The sequence below is a fragment of the Marinovum algicola genome (assembly GCF_900109145.1).
GTDB lineage: Bacteria > Pseudomonadota > Alphaproteobacteria > Rhodobacterales > Rhodobacteraceae > Marinovum > Marinovum algicola.
Genome location: NZ_FNYY01000001.1, coordinates 172,309 through 186,649 on the forward strand (window position 1 = coordinate 172,309; position 14,341 = coordinate 186,649).

Annotated in this window: 15 protein-coding genes; 11 read left to right on the forward strand and 4 right to left on the reverse strand. The window is 67.9% G+C overall.

From position 1 onward, the window contains the following. The first annotated feature begins 59 nt into the window (after positions 1 to 59). Positions 60 to 1,778 (forward strand): methionine--tRNA ligase, encoded by a 1,719-nt coding sequence (metG, locus tag BMW90_RS00860; protein ID WP_074834336.1) that lies wholly within the window; start codon positions 60 to 62, stop codon positions 1,776 to 1,778. Between the two features lie 122 nt (positions 1,779 to 1,900). On the opposite strand, the gene BMW90_RS00865 is transcribed toward metG, so the two are convergent. Further along, positions 1,901 to 2,335 carry an FKBP-type peptidyl-prolyl cis-trans isomerase gene (locus tag BMW90_RS00865; protein WP_048529833.1) on the reverse strand — a complete coding sequence of 145 codons (435 nt, stop codon included), beginning with the start codon at positions 2,333 to 2,335 and terminating at the stop codon, positions 1,901 to 1,903. Between the two features lie 310 nt (positions 2,336 to 2,645). On the opposite strand from BMW90_RS00865, the gene BMW90_RS00870 reads away from it, so the two are divergent. The 7 genes from BMW90_RS00870 to BMW90_RS00900 all read left to right on the forward strand — a co-directional run bounded on the left by BMW90_RS00870 (position 2,646) and on the right by BMW90_RS00900 (position 9,135). Next, complete coding sequence (locus BMW90_RS00870; protein WP_074834337.1) at positions 2,646 to 3,332, forward strand: haloacid dehalogenase type II; 687 nt, start codon at positions 2,646 to 2,648, stop codon at positions 3,330 to 3,332. A 1-nt stretch (position 3,333) separates the two neighbouring features. Beyond that, on the forward strand, positions 3,334 to 4,158 hold the full coding sequence (locus tag BMW90_RS00875; RefSeq protein ID WP_074834339.1) for an alpha/beta fold hydrolase: 825 nt from the start codon (positions 3,334 to 3,336) through the stop codon (positions 4,156 to 4,158). Further along, on the forward strand, positions 4,155 to 5,129 hold the full coding sequence (locus BMW90_RS00880; protein WP_074834340.1) for a threonine ammonia-lyase: 975 nt from the start codon (positions 4,155 to 4,157) through the stop codon (positions 5,127 to 5,129). Before BMW90_RS00875 ends, BMW90_RS00880 begins: the two co-directional genes overlap by 4 nt. 81 nt (positions 5,130 to 5,210) lie before the next feature. Then, the gene (locus tag BMW90_RS00885) at positions 5,211 to 6,416 is read left to right on the forward strand and encodes an endonuclease/exonuclease/phosphatase family protein (protein WP_074834342.1); all 1,206 of its coding nucleotides are present in this window, start codon (positions 5,211 to 5,213) and stop codon (positions 6,414 to 6,416) included. Between the two features lie 39 nt (positions 6,417 to 6,455). Beyond that, positions 6,456 to 7,247, forward strand: a complete 792-nt coding sequence (gene pcaD, locus BMW90_RS00890) for a 3-oxoadipate enol-lactonase (protein ID WP_074834344.1) — start codon at positions 6,456 to 6,458, stop codon at positions 7,245 to 7,247. Next, positions 7,240 to 7,950, forward strand: a complete 711-nt coding sequence (locus tag BMW90_RS00895; protein WP_074834346.1) for an alpha/beta fold hydrolase — start codon at positions 7,240 to 7,242, stop codon at positions 7,948 to 7,950. The genes pcaD and BMW90_RS00895 overlap by 8 nt, the downstream gene beginning before the upstream one ends. A 90-nt stretch (positions 7,951 to 8,040) precedes the next feature. Continuing rightward, positions 8,041 to 9,135 carry a zinc-binding dehydrogenase gene (locus BMW90_RS00900; protein ID WP_074834348.1) on the forward strand — a complete coding sequence of 365 codons (1,095 nt, stop codon included), beginning with the start codon at positions 8,041 to 8,043 and terminating at the stop codon, positions 9,133 to 9,135. Between the two features lie 3 nt (positions 9,136 to 9,138). Here the strand turns inward: BMW90_RS00900 and BMW90_RS00905 are convergent, their stop codons facing one another. After that, complete coding sequence (locus BMW90_RS00905; RefSeq protein WP_170850484.1) at positions 9,139 to 9,567, reverse strand: GNAT family N-acetyltransferase; 429 nt, start codon at positions 9,565 to 9,567, stop codon at positions 9,139 to 9,141. Between the two features lie 27 nt (positions 9,568 to 9,594). On the opposite strand from BMW90_RS00905, the gene BMW90_RS00910 reads away from it, so the two are divergent. Together BMW90_RS00910 and BMW90_RS00915 are read left to right on the forward strand one after the other, a co-directional pair. Then, positions 9,595 to 10,827 carry a mandelate racemase/muconate lactonizing enzyme family protein gene (locus tag BMW90_RS00910; protein ID WP_048529851.1) on the forward strand — a complete coding sequence of 411 codons (1,233 nt, stop codon included), beginning with the start codon at positions 9,595 to 9,597 and terminating at the stop codon, positions 10,825 to 10,827. A 103-nt stretch (positions 10,828 to 10,930) separates the two neighbouring features. Further along, entirely contained in the window at positions 10,931 to 11,209 is a 279-nt protein-coding gene (locus BMW90_RS00915; RefSeq protein ID WP_048529853.1) for an ArsR/SmtB family transcription factor, read from the forward strand. On the opposite strand, the gene BMW90_RS00920 is transcribed toward BMW90_RS00915, so the two are convergent. Together BMW90_RS00920 and BMW90_RS00925 are read right to left on the reverse strand one after the other, a co-directional pair. After that, positions 11,206 to 12,360 carry a hypothetical protein gene (locus tag BMW90_RS00920; protein WP_074834351.1) on the reverse strand — a complete coding sequence of 385 codons (1,155 nt, stop codon included), beginning with the start codon at positions 12,358 to 12,360 and terminating at the stop codon, positions 11,206 to 11,208. The genes BMW90_RS00915 and BMW90_RS00920 overlap by 4 nt on opposite strands. 67 nt (positions 12,361 to 12,427) lie before the next feature. Then, positions 12,428 to 13,051 (reverse strand): ImuA family protein, encoded by a 624-nt coding sequence (locus BMW90_RS00925; RefSeq protein ID WP_074834352.1) that lies wholly within the window; start codon positions 13,049 to 13,051, stop codon positions 12,428 to 12,430. Positions 13,052 to 13,219: 168 nt separating this feature from the next. Here BMW90_RS00925 and BMW90_RS00930 point away from each other — a divergent pair, with 168 nt between their 5' ends. Continuing rightward, entirely contained in the window at positions 13,220 to 14,263 is a 1,044-nt protein-coding gene (locus BMW90_RS00930; protein ID WP_074834354.1) for an aldo/keto reductase, read from the forward strand. Positions 14,264 to 14,341 lie beyond the last annotated feature (78 nt).

Consider the following 14,341-nt stretch of genomic DNA (forward strand, 5'->3'; position numbering starts at 1 on the left):
CTCTGGCCCCTTGTGCCGGCCTGCGTTAAAGGGAGCGAAACGGTTTTTCGGGGACGCTCATGACACGCCACCTCATCACATCTGCCATTCCCTATATCAACGGGATCAAGCATCTGGGCAATCTCATCGGCTCCCAGCTGCCGGCCGATCTCTTTGCCCGCTACCAGCGTGCCCGCGGGCAGGAGGTGATGTTTCTCTGCGCCACCGACGAACACGGCACCCCGGCCGAACTCGCCGCGGCCAAGGCGGGCCAGCCGGTAGCGGACTATTGCGCCGAGATGCATGGCGTGCAGGCCGAGATCGCCCGCGGTTTCCGCCTCAGCTTCGATCACTTCGGCCGCTCCTCGAGCCCGCAGAACCATCGGCTGACCCAGCATTTCGCCGGCCGGCTGGCCGAGGCCGGGCTGATCCGCGAGGTCAGCGAGAAACAGGTCTATTCGAATGCCGACGGCCGGTTCCTGCCCGACCGCTACATCGAGGGCACCTGTCCGAACTGCGGCTACGACCGTGCCCGGGGCGACCAATGCGAGAATTGCACCAAGCAGCTCGACCCGACCGATCTTGTCGAGCCGCGCAGCGCGATTTCCGGCTCCACCGATCTCGAGGTGCGCGAGACCAAGCACCTCTACCTGTGCCAATCCGACATGCGCGACCAGCTGAACGACTGGATCGACAGCAAGGCGGATTGGCCGATCCTGACCACCTCGATCGCCAGGAAATGGCTGAACGACGGCGACGGTTTGCAGGATCGCGGTATCACCCGCGATCTGGATTGGGGCATTCCGGTGAAAAAAGGCGATGCCGACTGGCCCGGCATGGAAGGCAAGGTCTTTTACGTCTGGTTCGACGCGCCGATCGAATATATCGCCTGCGCCGGCGAATGGGCCGAGGCCAACGGCAAATCCGAGGCCGACTGGGAGCGCTGGTGGCGCACCGACAAGGGCGCCGCGGATGTGCGCTATACCCAGTTCATGGGCAAGGATAATGTGCCGTTCCACACCCTGAGCTTTCCGGCAACGATCCTGGGCTCGGGCGAGGACTGGAAGCTGGTCGATTACATCAAGTCGTTCAACTACCTCAATTACGACGGCGGCCAGTTCTCGACCTCGCAGGGCCGGGGGGTCTTCATGGATCAGGCGCTGGCAATCCTGCCCTCGGACTACTGGCGCTGGTGGTTGCTGAGCCATGCGCCGGAAAGCTCCGATGCCGAGTTCACCTGGGAGAACTTTCAGGCCTCGGTCAACAAGGACCTCGCCGATGTGCTGGGCAACTTCGTCAGCCGGGTGACGAAATTCTGCCGCTCGAAGTTCGGCGAAGCGGTGCCGGAGGGGGGCGTCTGGGGGCCGCGCGAAGACGCGCTGATCGGCGATCTGACCCGCCGCCTGCGCGCCTATGAGGCGCATATGGAGGCCATCGAGGTGCGCAAGGCGGCGCAGGAGCTGCGCGCTATCTGGGTTGCGGGGAACGAATACCTTCAGGATGCGGCGCCCTGGTCGACCTTCAAGCAGGACCCGGAGGCGGCGGCGGCGCAGATTCGGCTGGCGCTGAATCTGATCCGGTTTTACGCGGTGATTTCGAGCCCGTTCATTCCCGATGCCTGCGACCAGCTGATGCGGGCGATGCAGAGCGACGACACTGCCTGGCCCGAAGACGTCAAAGCCGCGCTCGAGGGGCTTGCGCCCGGCCACGGCTTCAGCGTGCCGGATGTGACCTTCCGCAAGATCACCGACGACGAGCGCGCGGCGTGGCAGGAGAAATTCGCCGGCACCCGCGACTGACGGCAGCTGTCGCGGGTGCCCGGCAAACGATCGTCAAGATCGGCCGCGCGATCAACGCGGCGCAGGAAAAAGGCCCGCCGGTGCGCACCGGCGGGCCTTTTCCGTCGCATATGCGGGCGCGCTCAGGCGGCCTTGATCTCGACCAACTCGATGGCGAACGTCAGATCCTTGCCGGCCAGCGGGTGATTGGCGTCCAGTGTCACCTGTTCGTCGGTCACCTCGATCACGGTCACGGGCATTGCCTGGCCGGTGGGCGTCTGCACTTGCAACTGGGTGCCGATGTCGAGCGGGATGTCGGCCGGAATATCGGCGCGCGGCACCGCCTGGCGGGCGTTGGGATCGGCCTGGCCATAGGCTTCGTCGGCGGGCACGTCGACAACCTTCTTGTCGCCCACTTCCATGCCCGGGATGGCCTTGTCGAGACCCGGAATGATCTGGCCGGAGCCGACGGTGAATTCCAGCGGATCGCGTCCTTGCGAGCTGTCGAAGGTGGCACCGTCGGCAAGGGTTCCGGTATAGTGAATGGCAACGGTGTCGCCCGATTTGACCTGGGTCATGAAAGCTCCGAGATATGGGGAAATGAGAAGGGGAGGCCGCCGCTCTGACGGGTGCTCCGGGTTTATGACGCGACACCCTAGCGTTTTGCGCCCGGATTGGCAAACAGACGGCTGGCCCCCGGTTTGAGCGAGCTGCGGCGGCCCAGTCCAAACCTCGGGCGCATCGTCGAAGTTGACGGTGCAGGGGGATACGATTTTCGTGGTCCGCCGAGCATTTCAGCCTGCCGGCCTGAAACCGGCGCCGCAGGGCTGGCAATTGCCGGCCCTATCGGCATGATGGCCGCATTCACGCACGACGGAAGGCGCCACCATGACCATCACAACCTGCATCTTCGACGCCTATGGCACCTTGTTCGACGTGGCCGCCGCCGCGCGGCTTGCCGCCGAAGAGCCCGGACAGGACGATTGGGCCGCGAAATGGCCGGCGCTGGCCGCCGACTGGCGGGCGAAACAGCTGCAATACACCTGGCTGCGCGCGATCACCGGCGAGCATTGCGATTTCTGGCAGGTCACCCGCGACGGGCTCGACTGGGCGCTGGAACGGCAGGAGCTTGACGGCAATCCCGAGCTGCGTGAGCGGCTTCTGGCGCTGTACTGGGAGCTTCAGGCCTATCCCGAGGTGCCCGAGATGCTGGCGGCGCTGAAATCCGCCGGGCTGAACACCGCGATCCTGTCGAACGGATCGCCCGACATGCTGAACGGCGCGGTGGGCAGCGCCGGGCTGGAGGCGCTGCTCGACGATGTGCTCTCGGTCGAGAGCGTCGGCATCTTCAAGCCGGCCCGCCAGGTCTATGATCTCGTCGGCCAGCGGTTCGGCTGCACGCCGGAGCAGGTGCTGTTTGTCTCGTCGAACGGCTGGGACGCGGCCGGGGCCTCGGGCTATGGCTTCCGCACCGTCTGGGTCAACCGTGCGAGCGAGCCGGTGGACCGGCTGCCGGCCCGCCCCGGCGAGGTGCTGAGCGATCTGACCCGCATCCCCGATCTCGCAGGCGCCTGAAATGGCGACTTTCACCACCTCCGACGGGCTGTCGCTCTATTACGACGACCGGGGCGAGGGCCTGCCGCTGCTCTGCCTTTCGGGGCTGACCCGCGACAGCCGCGACTTTGAATATGTCATGCCGCATCTGACCGGCTGTCGGGTCATCCGGCTGGATTATCGCGGCCGCGGCAAGTCCGATTTTGCCGAAGATGCGCTGAGCTACACGATCCCGCGCGAGGCGCTGGATGTGCTGGAGCTGCTGGCGCATCTCGGGCTGGCGCGCGTGGCGGTGCTGGGCACCTCGCGCGGCGGTCTGGTGGCAATGGCGCTGGCGATGGGCGCGCCGGATGCGCTCATCGGAGTGGCGCTGAATGACATCGGGCCGGCGATCGCGCCCGCGGGGCTCGAGGTGATCATGGGCTATCTCGGCCGGCAGCCGGTGTGGAAAACCTATGACGAAGCCGCCGCCGCCCGGCCCGGGGTGATGGCCGGCTTTGCCAATGTGCCCGAGCGCCGCTGGCGCGCCGAGGTCGAGAAGTTCTATGACCAGACCGACGATGGCCTCAGGATCACCTATGACCCGAAGCTGCGCGACGCGGTGATTGCCGCCGGGGCGCAGCCGGTGCCCGACCTCTGGCCGATGTTCGATGCGCTGGAGAGCAAGCCGCTGGCACTCATCCGTGGCGCCAATTCCGATCTGCTGTCACCCGAGACCCTGGCCGAGATGCAGGCCCGCCGGCCCGATGCGCATGTCGCGGTGGTGCCCGACCGCGGCCATGTGCCGTTTCTCGATGAGCCCGAGGCGCTGACCGCGCTGGGCGCCTGGCTGAAGGACATGGCATGAATATCGACCGGATCAACGCCGCCCACGCCCGCATTTCCGGGGCGATCCGCCGCACGCCGCTGCTCTCGGCGCCGCTGCTGGACGAGATCGCCGGCCGCCGGGTGCTGGTCAAGCCGGAGTGTCTGCAACTCACCGGAAGCTTCAAGTTTCGCGGCGGCATGTCGGCGGTTTCGGCACTGCCGCAAGAGCTGCGCGCCCGCGGCGTCATTGCCTTCTCTTCGGGCAATCATGCCCAGGGCGTGGCGCTGGCCGCGCGGCGGTTCGGCGTGCCGGCGGTGATCATCATGCCGTCCGACGCGCCGCAGATGAAGATCGCCAACACCCGGGCCTATGGCGCCGAGGTGGTGCTCTACGACCGCGGTCGCGAAGACCGCGACGAACTCGGTGCGCGGCTTTCGTCCGAGCGCGGGCTGATCCTGATCCGCCCCTTCGACGAACCCGAGGTGATTGCCGGGCAGGGCACCTGCGGGCTGGAGATCGCCGAACAGGCGGCCGAACTGGGCATTGCCGAGGCCGAGGTGCTGGTCTGTTGCGGCGGCGGCGGGCTGACTTCGGGCATCGCCCTTGCGCTCGAGGCGAAGGCCCCCGGCCTGCGCGCCCGCCCGGTCGAGCCGGAGGGCTATGACGACACCGCCCGGTCGCTGCGCTCGGGCACGCGCGAGCGCAACCGGTCCGAGGCCGGCGGGCTTTGCGATGCCATCCTGACGCCAAGCCCCGGCCAGCTCACCTTTCCGATCATGAATCGGCTCTGCGGCCCCGGCCTGGTGGTGAGCGAGGATGACGCACTGCGGGCCATGGCGCTGACCTTTGCCCATCTCAAGCTGGTGGCCGAACCCGGCGGCGCGGTGGCGCTGGCGGCGGCGCTCTTTCATGGCACGGAGCTCGCGGGCGACACGGTGATCTGCACCATCTCGGGCGGCAATGTCGATCCGCAGGTCTTTGCGCGGGCGCTGGAGCGGGGGCCGGGCTGAAGCCGGGCCTACGGCCGCAAACGGGGCTTGCGCGCCGCGGCGGCGGGTGCTTCCCTCGGCCTGGAGCCATGGGAGCGCGCGATGAGAGACTTCACGATTGCCTCGTTCAACGTCAAGAACCTGATCGGGCCGGACCGGGAATACTATCGCTTTCAAAGTTACACCCCCGAGGAATTCGCCTGGAAGAAGGACTGGCTGGCCGATCAGCTGCTGACCATGGATGCCGATATCGTGGGCTTCCAGGAGATCTTCGAGGAAGAGGCGCTGACCGAGGTGATCGAAGAGGCCGATGCCCGCGGCGCGGCGCTGAACGCCGCCGCCATCCCCGATGCCTCGCGGCGCTACCACAAGAAGGCGATCTTTCGGAAGCTGGCCTATCGCGCCTATGAGGATGCGTCGCTGGCCTTCGCGCCCAATGCCGCCGACGCGGGCATTGCCGGCCAGCGCCGGCCCGGCGTGGCGATCCTGTCGCGCACGGGTTTTGCCGAAGAGCCGGAGGTGATCCAGGATCTCGACACCCCGCTCACCATCCCCTTTCACCCGCTGCGCGGGCTCGAGGGCGGTGAAAGCGGCGCCTTCACCCTGCACCGCTTGTCCCGCCCGATCCTCAAGGCGCGCATTCCGGTCGGCGATCAGGTGATCACCGTCTTCAACTGTCACCTCAAGTCGAAGCTGGGCGAATATGTCACCCCCGAGGGCGCCGGTTTCGCGCCGGAACAGGACCTCACCCGGTATGACCCGCTGGGCCGGGTGATGGGCAGTCTGCGCGCTGCCACCCGCCGCATGGCCGAGGCCTGGGTGCTGCGCCGCGAAATCCTCATCGAGCTTGACGCCGGGCACCCGGTAATGGCGCTGGGCGATTTCAACGACGGCGAACATGCGGTCAGCTCCGAGATCGTCACCGGCGAGGTGCCGTTCCGCAATTATGCCTGGATGTTGCGCCACGATGCCCGCCACCATTCCGACCGTTACAGCGCCGAGGAAGCCCGACGGATCACCGAGGATGTCGAACGTGTCCGCCTGCATTCGGCGGAAAAGCTGTTTGTCCGCAAGAGTCTGCGCGACATGGTCTATACCGCGGCCTTTGGCGGCAATTTCGAGTCGATCGATCAGATTTTCCTGTCGCGGCATTTTCACCCCGATCACCCGGGGCGCATCGGAGAGATGGACTATTTCAGCGTGCTCAACGATCATCTGACCGACGGCAGCCACCCCGAAGCCCCCTACAACAAGCTCGCGTCCGACCATGGCCAGATCATCGCCCATATGCGGCTGAACGACGGCTGAGAAGGCGCGGCCATCCCGCCGCCCGCGAAGGAGACCCAAATGCGCCATTTCATCGAGGCCAATGGCATCGGCCTGCACATTGCCGACACGGGGCCGAAAGACGCCCCGGCCGTCGTCTTCGGCAATTCTCTGGGCTGCGACATGCGGATCTGGGACGGGGTGCTGCCGCATCTGCCCCGGGGGCTGCGGCTGATCCGCTATGACAGCCGCGGTCACGGGCTTTCCGACTGTCCCGCGGGCCCCTACGCCATGGGCACCTTGGTGCGCGATGCCGAGGCGCTGCTCGATGCACTCGAGGTAAGTGATGCGGTCTTTGTCGGGCTGTCGTTGGGTGGCATGGTGGCGCAGGGCCTGGCGGTCAAGCGGCTCGATCTGCTGCGCGGCATCGTGCTGTCGCATACCGCCGCCAAGATCGGCACGCCGGAGCAATGGCAAGAGCGGATCGATACGGTCAGGGCGAGCGGGCCGGAGGCGCTGACCGAGGCGCTGATGCCGCGCTGGTTCACCCGCGCTTTCCGCGATGGCCCGGAGGCGCGGATGATCCGCAACATGGTGGCGCGCCAGCCGGCCGAAGGCTATGCCGGCGCCTGCGCCGCCATTTCCGGCACCGATTTCTACACCCCGACCTCCGGCCTGCGTCTGCCCTGCCTCGGGATCGCCGGCAGCGACGATGGCTCGACCCCGCCGGACCTGGTGCGCGAGACGGTGGACCTGATCCCCGGCGCCCGCTTCGAGCTGATGCGCCGTGCCGCGCATCTGGCACCGGTGGAACAGCCCGAGGCCTATGCGGCGCTGCTCTCGGGCTTCCTCAAAGACATCGGCCATGTCTGACATCCTGCTGATCCATGGCTCCTGTCATGGTGCCTGGTGCTACGAGGGGCTGATCACCGAGCTGACGGGTCTGGGCCACAACGCGCGTGCCATCGACCTGCCGGGTGCGGGCCAGGACACCACGCCGTACCCCGCGGTCACGCTCGACAGCTATGCCGAGGCGATCTGCGACGCGCTTGGCCCCCGCACCCTGCTGCTGGGCCATTCCGCTGCCGGTTTCGCGATCACCGCCGCCGCCGAACGGCGGCCCGAGCGGATTGCGCGGCTGGTCTATCTCTGTGCCTATGTGCCGGCGCCGGGCCGCACCATGCTCGATCTGCGTCGGGCCCAGGCGCGCCAGCCGCTCAGCGGCGCGCTGGTCAAGCGGGACGACGGGCTGAGTTACACGCTTCGCCCAGAGGTGGCCGCGCGGGTGTTCTATCAGGATTGCAGCGAGGAACAGCGGCGTTTCGCCCTTGCGCGCCTCGGGCCGCAGCCCATCGCGCCACAGTCCGCCGTGGTGCGCGTGAGCGACGCCTCGCAATCGTTGCCACGCAGCTACATCCTCTGCCGCGACGATCAGACCATCCCGCCGGAGTTCCAGGCGCAGATGACCGCCGACTGGCCGCGCGAGGATGTGCATGTTTTCGACGCCGGCCATTCGCCATTTCTTGCAGCCCCCGCAGCGCTGGCCGCACTGATCGACCGGCTGGCCGAAACATGACCTGACGTCACGGCCCGGCACAGGCGTTTTTCCGGCTTTTCACATCCCGCCCGGTTTGATTGGGTGAAGCCTTCAACGAGGAGGTGGGACATGCCGCAAATCAAAGCCGCCGTGCTCAGGGCCTTTGGCGCGCCCCTGGCGATCGAAGAGGTGACGCTGCGCGACCCCGAGGCCGGCGAGATCGAGGTCACGCTCGACGCCGTGGCGATCTGTCATTCCGACATTTCCTTTGCCGAAGGTGGCTGGGGCGGGGCGCTGCCGGCGGTCTATGGCCACGAGGCAGCCGGGCGGGTGAGTCGCCTCGGGGCCGGAGTGACCGGGTTGGCCGAAGGCGATTTCGTCGTCGTCACCCTGATCAAGCCCTGCGGCACCTGTCCCAGCTGTGGTTCCGGCAAGCCCACGATCTGCGAAACCCCGACGATCGAGCCGCCCAAGCTGACCGACGCCGAAGGCACCAGCATTGGTGCGGCGATGAACTGCGGTGCCTTTGCGGAACGTGTGGTTGTCAGCGCCAGTCAGGTGGTGGCGCTGCCCGATGACCTGCCGGCCGACAGCGCGGCGCTGCTGGCCTGCGGCGTCATCACCGGCGTCGGCGCGGTGGTCAATGCCGGCCGGCTGCACGCCGGCGAGGATGTGGTGGTGATCGGTGCCGGCGGTGTCGGGCTCAATGCCATCCAGGGCGCGCGCATCGCCGGCGCGCGCCGCATCGTCGCCGTCGACATGAGCGAGCAAAAGCTCGCAATGGCGCGCGACTTCGGCGCCACCCATGGCGTTCTGGCGACCGGCGAAGCACCATGGAAAGACGCGATGGCGGCGCTGGGCGGGCGCGGGGCGGATGTGGTGGCGGTGACCGTCGGCGCGACCCGGGCCTATGACGAGGCGCAGCGCTATCTCGGCTGGGGCGGGCGGATGATCATGGTCGGCATGCCGCACACCGGAGCGATGGCGCAATATGAACCGGCGGTGAATGCCTATATGGGCTCGTCCATGGTGGGCTCGAAGATGGGTGACGTGGTGATCGGCCGCGATATTCCCTGGATGGCCGATCTCTACCGGCAGGGGCGGCTCAAACTTGACGAGCTGGTGTCGGGTCGCTGGCGGCTCGATCAGATCAACGAGGCGATCGCCGACACCAAATCCGGCGCCGCGCGGCGCAATGTCATCCTTTTCGACCGCGAGAGCTGAGGACTAATCGAGATCGAAGGCGCCATCCCAGCCGAAGCCCGCTATGACCTGTTCCGCGCCGCCGAGCGCGCGGTAGAGCGCCAGCGCGGGGACATTGTCGGGCTCGGTTCCGAGCCAGATGCCGTTGCAACCCATCGCGCGGACATGGGCGAAGAGCGCCTCGGTCACCGCCCGGGCCAGTCCCCGGCGCCGGTGGCTCTCGCGGGTGCCGACCTCGTTGACGAAGACCCCCGGCGGCTTGTCGGGATGCAGGAGCACGGTGCCGGATGCAAAGGACACCAGATCGCCGCCCGCGATTGCCGCGGCCATCACATGCAGCGGGCTGCCAAGGAAGGCGCGCGCCTGATCGGGCCGGACCGGGTGATCGAAAAGCCCCGGGGTGACATTCTGCAACAGCGCGATATCTTGCGCGCCAAGGACACGAACCTCCATCGCCAATCCCCCAACTGAGAACATGCCATGAAACTCGCCGATCTCGACGTGATTGTCACTGCGCCCCCTGCGCCGGGCTGGGGCGGCCGCTACTGGATTCTGGTCAAGCTGACCACGGCCTGCGGCATCACCGGCTGGGGCGAATGTTACGCCGCCTCGGTCGGGCCCCGGGCGATGGAAGCGGTGATCCGCGACGTCTTCGAGCGCCACATGGCCGGCGACAGCCCCGAGAATGTCGAGCGGATGTTCCGGCGCGCCTATTCCTCGGGCTTCACCCAGCGCCCGGACCTGACCGTCATGGGGGCTTTCTCGGGCCTGGAAATCGCCTGCTGGGACATTCTCGGCAAATCGCGCGACCGGCCGGTCTGGGCGCTGATGGGCGGCATGATGAACGAGCGGTTGCGCGCCTATTCCTACCTCTACCCGCTCGAGCGCCACGCGCTGCCGGAGTTCTGGGTCTCGCCCGAGATGGCGGCGGAAAGCGCGCTCGACTTGGTGGCGCGGGGTTATACGGCGGTCAAGTTCGACCCGGCCGGCCCCTATACCATGCGCGGCGGCCATCAGCCGGCGCTCTCCGACATTTCGATGTCGATGAGCTTTTGCGAGGCGATCCGCGAGGCGGTGGGCGACCGCGCCGACCTGCTGTTCGGCACCCACGGCCAGTTCAACACCGGCGGCGCAATCCGACTGGGGCAGGCGATCGAGGAATACCAGCCGCTGTGGTACGAAGAGCCGATCCCGCCGGACAACCTGCTCGAGTTCCGCAAGGTGGCCGAGGCGGTGCGCATTCCGTTGGCCACCGGTGAACGGCTGACCACCCGGGCCGAGTTCGGCACCCTGTTGCAATCCGGCGGGGCGAGCATCCTGCAACCGGCGCTGGGTCGCGCCGGCGGGCTCTGGGAGACCCGGAAGATCGCCGCCCTGGCCGAGCATTTCAATGCCCAGGTGGCGCCGCATCTCTATGCCGGGCCGGTGGAATGGGCCGCCAACATCCATCTGGCCGCGACGATTCCCAACCTGCTGATGATCGAGACCATCGAGACGCCGTTCCATGACGCGCTGATCTCCGGCGCGCTGACGGTCGAAGAGGGCTTCGTCACCCCGCCCACCGCGCCCGGCCTCGGCATCGAGGTCGACGAGGCGCTGGCGCGGGCGCATCCCTACGAGGGCGACGGGCTGCATCTCGAGATGCGGGAAGCGCCCTGCGATTATGTTTCGGGCAATGTCTTTGCCGGCGGCGCACCGGTTCGGGAAAGCTGATTGCCGCTGGGTAAGGCGCCATGGTAGGCGTGAACCGATTTCACCTTTCAGATACGAGTTGTGCCTCGTGAGCGACACATCCCCCGACCCGAGCCCCCGCGACATGGCCGAAAGCGCCAAGGCCGCCGCGGGCTATCTCAAGACCCTGGCGCATGAAGGGCGGCTGATGATTCTGTGCCATCTGGGGCAGGGCGAGATGTCGGTCGGCGCGTTGGAAGAGACGTTGGGCATACGGCAGGCGGCTGTCAGCCAGATGCTGGCGCGTCTGCGCGACGAGGGGCTGGTGGTCACCCGGCGCGAGGGCAAGACGATCTATTATTCCCTGGCCGATGAACGGACCCAGCGGATGATCGGCCTGCTGTACGAGTATTATTGCAGCTAGGTTTCGGTCCAGAGTCCGAAGACGGGCCTGAAATCGCCCTCGGCCAGCGCCCGGAGCGGCAGGCAGATCTCGAGCGCATCGGCGCCCCAATCCCATCCCGCATGCGGCAGGGACGGCAGGCGCAGCAGCACCGCGACCGGACCGTCGCCGGTGCTGCGGACATCGCCCATGCTCACCGGTTCGGCCGCGTCGCGGGATTGCACCTGCGCCGCCCAGAAGGCGCGGGCGGCGGGGGCCATTGTTTCGGGCGCGGCATGCACCAGGGCGCAGGCGCGCGCGGCCAGCTCGGCCTGCCAGTCCTCGGCCCAGGGGCTGCTTGGCGCGCCTTCGGGACCCCGCGCCGAGCGGCTGGCGGGGACATTGCGCTGATAGATGCGCAGCGGCGCAGGCGCGCCGTCCGTGGCCGGAACATCGGGCGCGGCTTCGGCCAGGAAGAACGGCAGCTCGACATGGGCCAGGGCGGCGGCGATCAGAGCCGGTGCCTCGGGCGGCAGGGCGCTGTGCAACCGGTCCAGCGTCTCGAACAGCCGGTCGAGCACGGCCTGGGCGGCGGCAATGTCCTTGCGGCCTGTGACAAGGATGCCGGGATTGGCGATGACGCGCGGTGCCGGGCGCGGCGCGGGCCGGCTGCGCAGCATGCGGCCCCAGATGCCGTTTGATCCGGCCGGGTCCGGCGTGGCGGGCCGGGCTTCGGCCTCCAGCCTGTCGAGCACCGCCGCCGACGCGGCCAGCTCATTGCAGAGCCGTCCCAGCAGATCGAGCGCCGTCGACAGATCGACCGGCTGAGAGCGGGGGTGGCCGAGATCATAGCCGAGATCGGTCGGGGCCACCGGGGCGGCCTGTCGCGGCGTCGGCGTCAGCCGCCAGAGCGGCACGCGCGAGCGCACCGGCCCGCGGGCCGCGGCGCTGTAGAACACCACCGGCTCGCCCAGGGCGTCGAGGGACAGACGCAGCCAGCCGCGGCGGGGGCCATAGCCGCGCCAGAGCGTCTCGGGCAGGGCGCCGAGATCGATCTCGGCGGCCAGGCGCGGCGGGCTGTCGGAGGAGGGGGCGGCCTCGGCCCGGACCCAGCCGACGCTGTCGGCGGGCACTCCGGAACCCGGGTGCAACCAGATGATGGCTTCCTCGAATGCGCGCGCCTGCTGTTCCATTGCCCTCTCCCTTTGGGAGACCGGTTAACCATCCGATTGCGGAGGAATTGCGGCAATGCCGTGGCAATCAGCCGGTGGCCCCGGCCAGTTCCGGCCCGGCCGCGCCCTGCCGCACCTGCCAGTCACGAACGGGCGCGGTGCGCGCCCGGAGCCGGGTCAGCCGCCAGCCCGCCGCTTCCGGCCGATGTGCCGGATCGAGCCGCCAGCGGCTCTCCACCCCCGGGGCGCCGCCCGTCTGGCCCGGCGTCAGCAAGAGCCCCAGCGGCCGGCCGCCCGAGGCCGCGGCCCCGGTCTCGGCCGCCAGATGCAGGCGCCGCACCTGGGTCAGCCCGGGCAGGCCCGGCAGATCGCCCACCACCAGCGGTGCCGCGCCCGACCGCAGCACCTCTTCCAGCGTCCAGAGCACATCCTCGGGGCGCGTGGGATGGACAAAGACAAAGCGTTCGGACGCACAGAGCCCGGCCAGCCCCGGCGCAAAGAGCGCATCCTTTTCCCAGGCCGGCGCGACCCAGATCACCGGGCCGGGCGCGGCCGCCTGCACCGCGCCCGCCACCCAGGCCGCCAGGGTGCGCCGCGCCCGGCCGCAGAGCTCATGCACCCGCATCTGGGCAAAGGACAGCTCGCCCATCACCGACAGGGCCGGGCGCGCCTGATGCGGCGCACGGGTCAGAAGGGCATGGGGACGACTCATGCCTCCATTGTAAATGTTCGCTCTATGTTCTCAAGAGCGGCGGGGTGGCCGGCGCCAGATTTGCAGTTTTTCCAGGAAAGGCGCGAACCCGGCCGCCGCCGCGATCCAGGGTTTAACTTTCCGGCGCGGGCGTTAGGTTCCGGCGCAACTGAACAGGGAAAATGATCGATGAAGATGACCACGCTGGGCCGCACCGGGCTCTCGGTTTCGCAGCTGTGCCTTGGCACGATGACCTTTGGCACCCAGACCGCGCCCGAGGTGGCCCATGCCCAGATCGACCGGGCGCTGGCGCGCGGGGTCAATTTCATCGACACCGCCGAGATGTATCCGGTCAATCCCAAGTCGCCCGAAACCGTGGGCCGCACCGAGGCGATCCTCGGCGACTGGATCGCCGCCAGCGGCCGGCGGCAGGAGGTGGTGCTGGCCACCAAGCACCTGGGCAATGGCTCCGACCAGTCGCCCGACGGCGGGCCGATCACCGCAAAGACCATCCCGCGGTCGATCGAAGGCTCGCTCAAGCGGCTGAAGACCGATGTGATCGATCTCTACCAGTTCCACTGGCCCAACCGCGGCTCCTACATGTTCCGCGAGAACTGGCACTTCGATCCCACCGGCCAGGACCGCGCGGCGGTGATCGCCGACATCGAGGAGTGCCTCGGTGCCTTGCAGCGCGAGGTCGAGCGCGGCACGATCCGCGCCTTCGGTCTCTCGAACGAGAGCGCCTGGGGCACGGTGCAATGGATCGAAGCGGCAAAACGGCTCGGCGGGCCGCGCGTCGCCACGTTGCAGAACGAATATTCGCTGATGTGCCGGCTGGCCGATACCGATGTGGCCGAAATGTGTTGGAACGAGGATGTCGGGCTCTTGCCGTTCTCGCCTTTGGCCTGCGGTTATCTGACCGGCAAATACAGCGGGGGCGCGGTGCCCGAGGCCTCGCGCATGACGCTCAACCCCGACATGGGCGGACGGCAGGGCGACCGGGCGCTGGCGGTGGCGGATGCCTATGTGGCGCTGGCGTGCAAACACGGCATCGACCCGGTGCACATGGCGCTGGCCTGGACGGTGCAGCGGCCCTTCGTGGCCGCCGCGATCTTTGGCGCGACGACGCTGGCACAGCTCGACCATGCGCTCGACGCCGCCGATGTCACCCTGTCTGACGATCTGCTGGCCGAAATCGACGCGCTGCACCGCGCCAACCCGATGCCCTACTGAGGGGGCGGACCTTTCTGGACAAACCGGCTTGTGCGGCCCGGGTTTCCGCCGCACATTCGCCGCATGTTAAGATTTTGT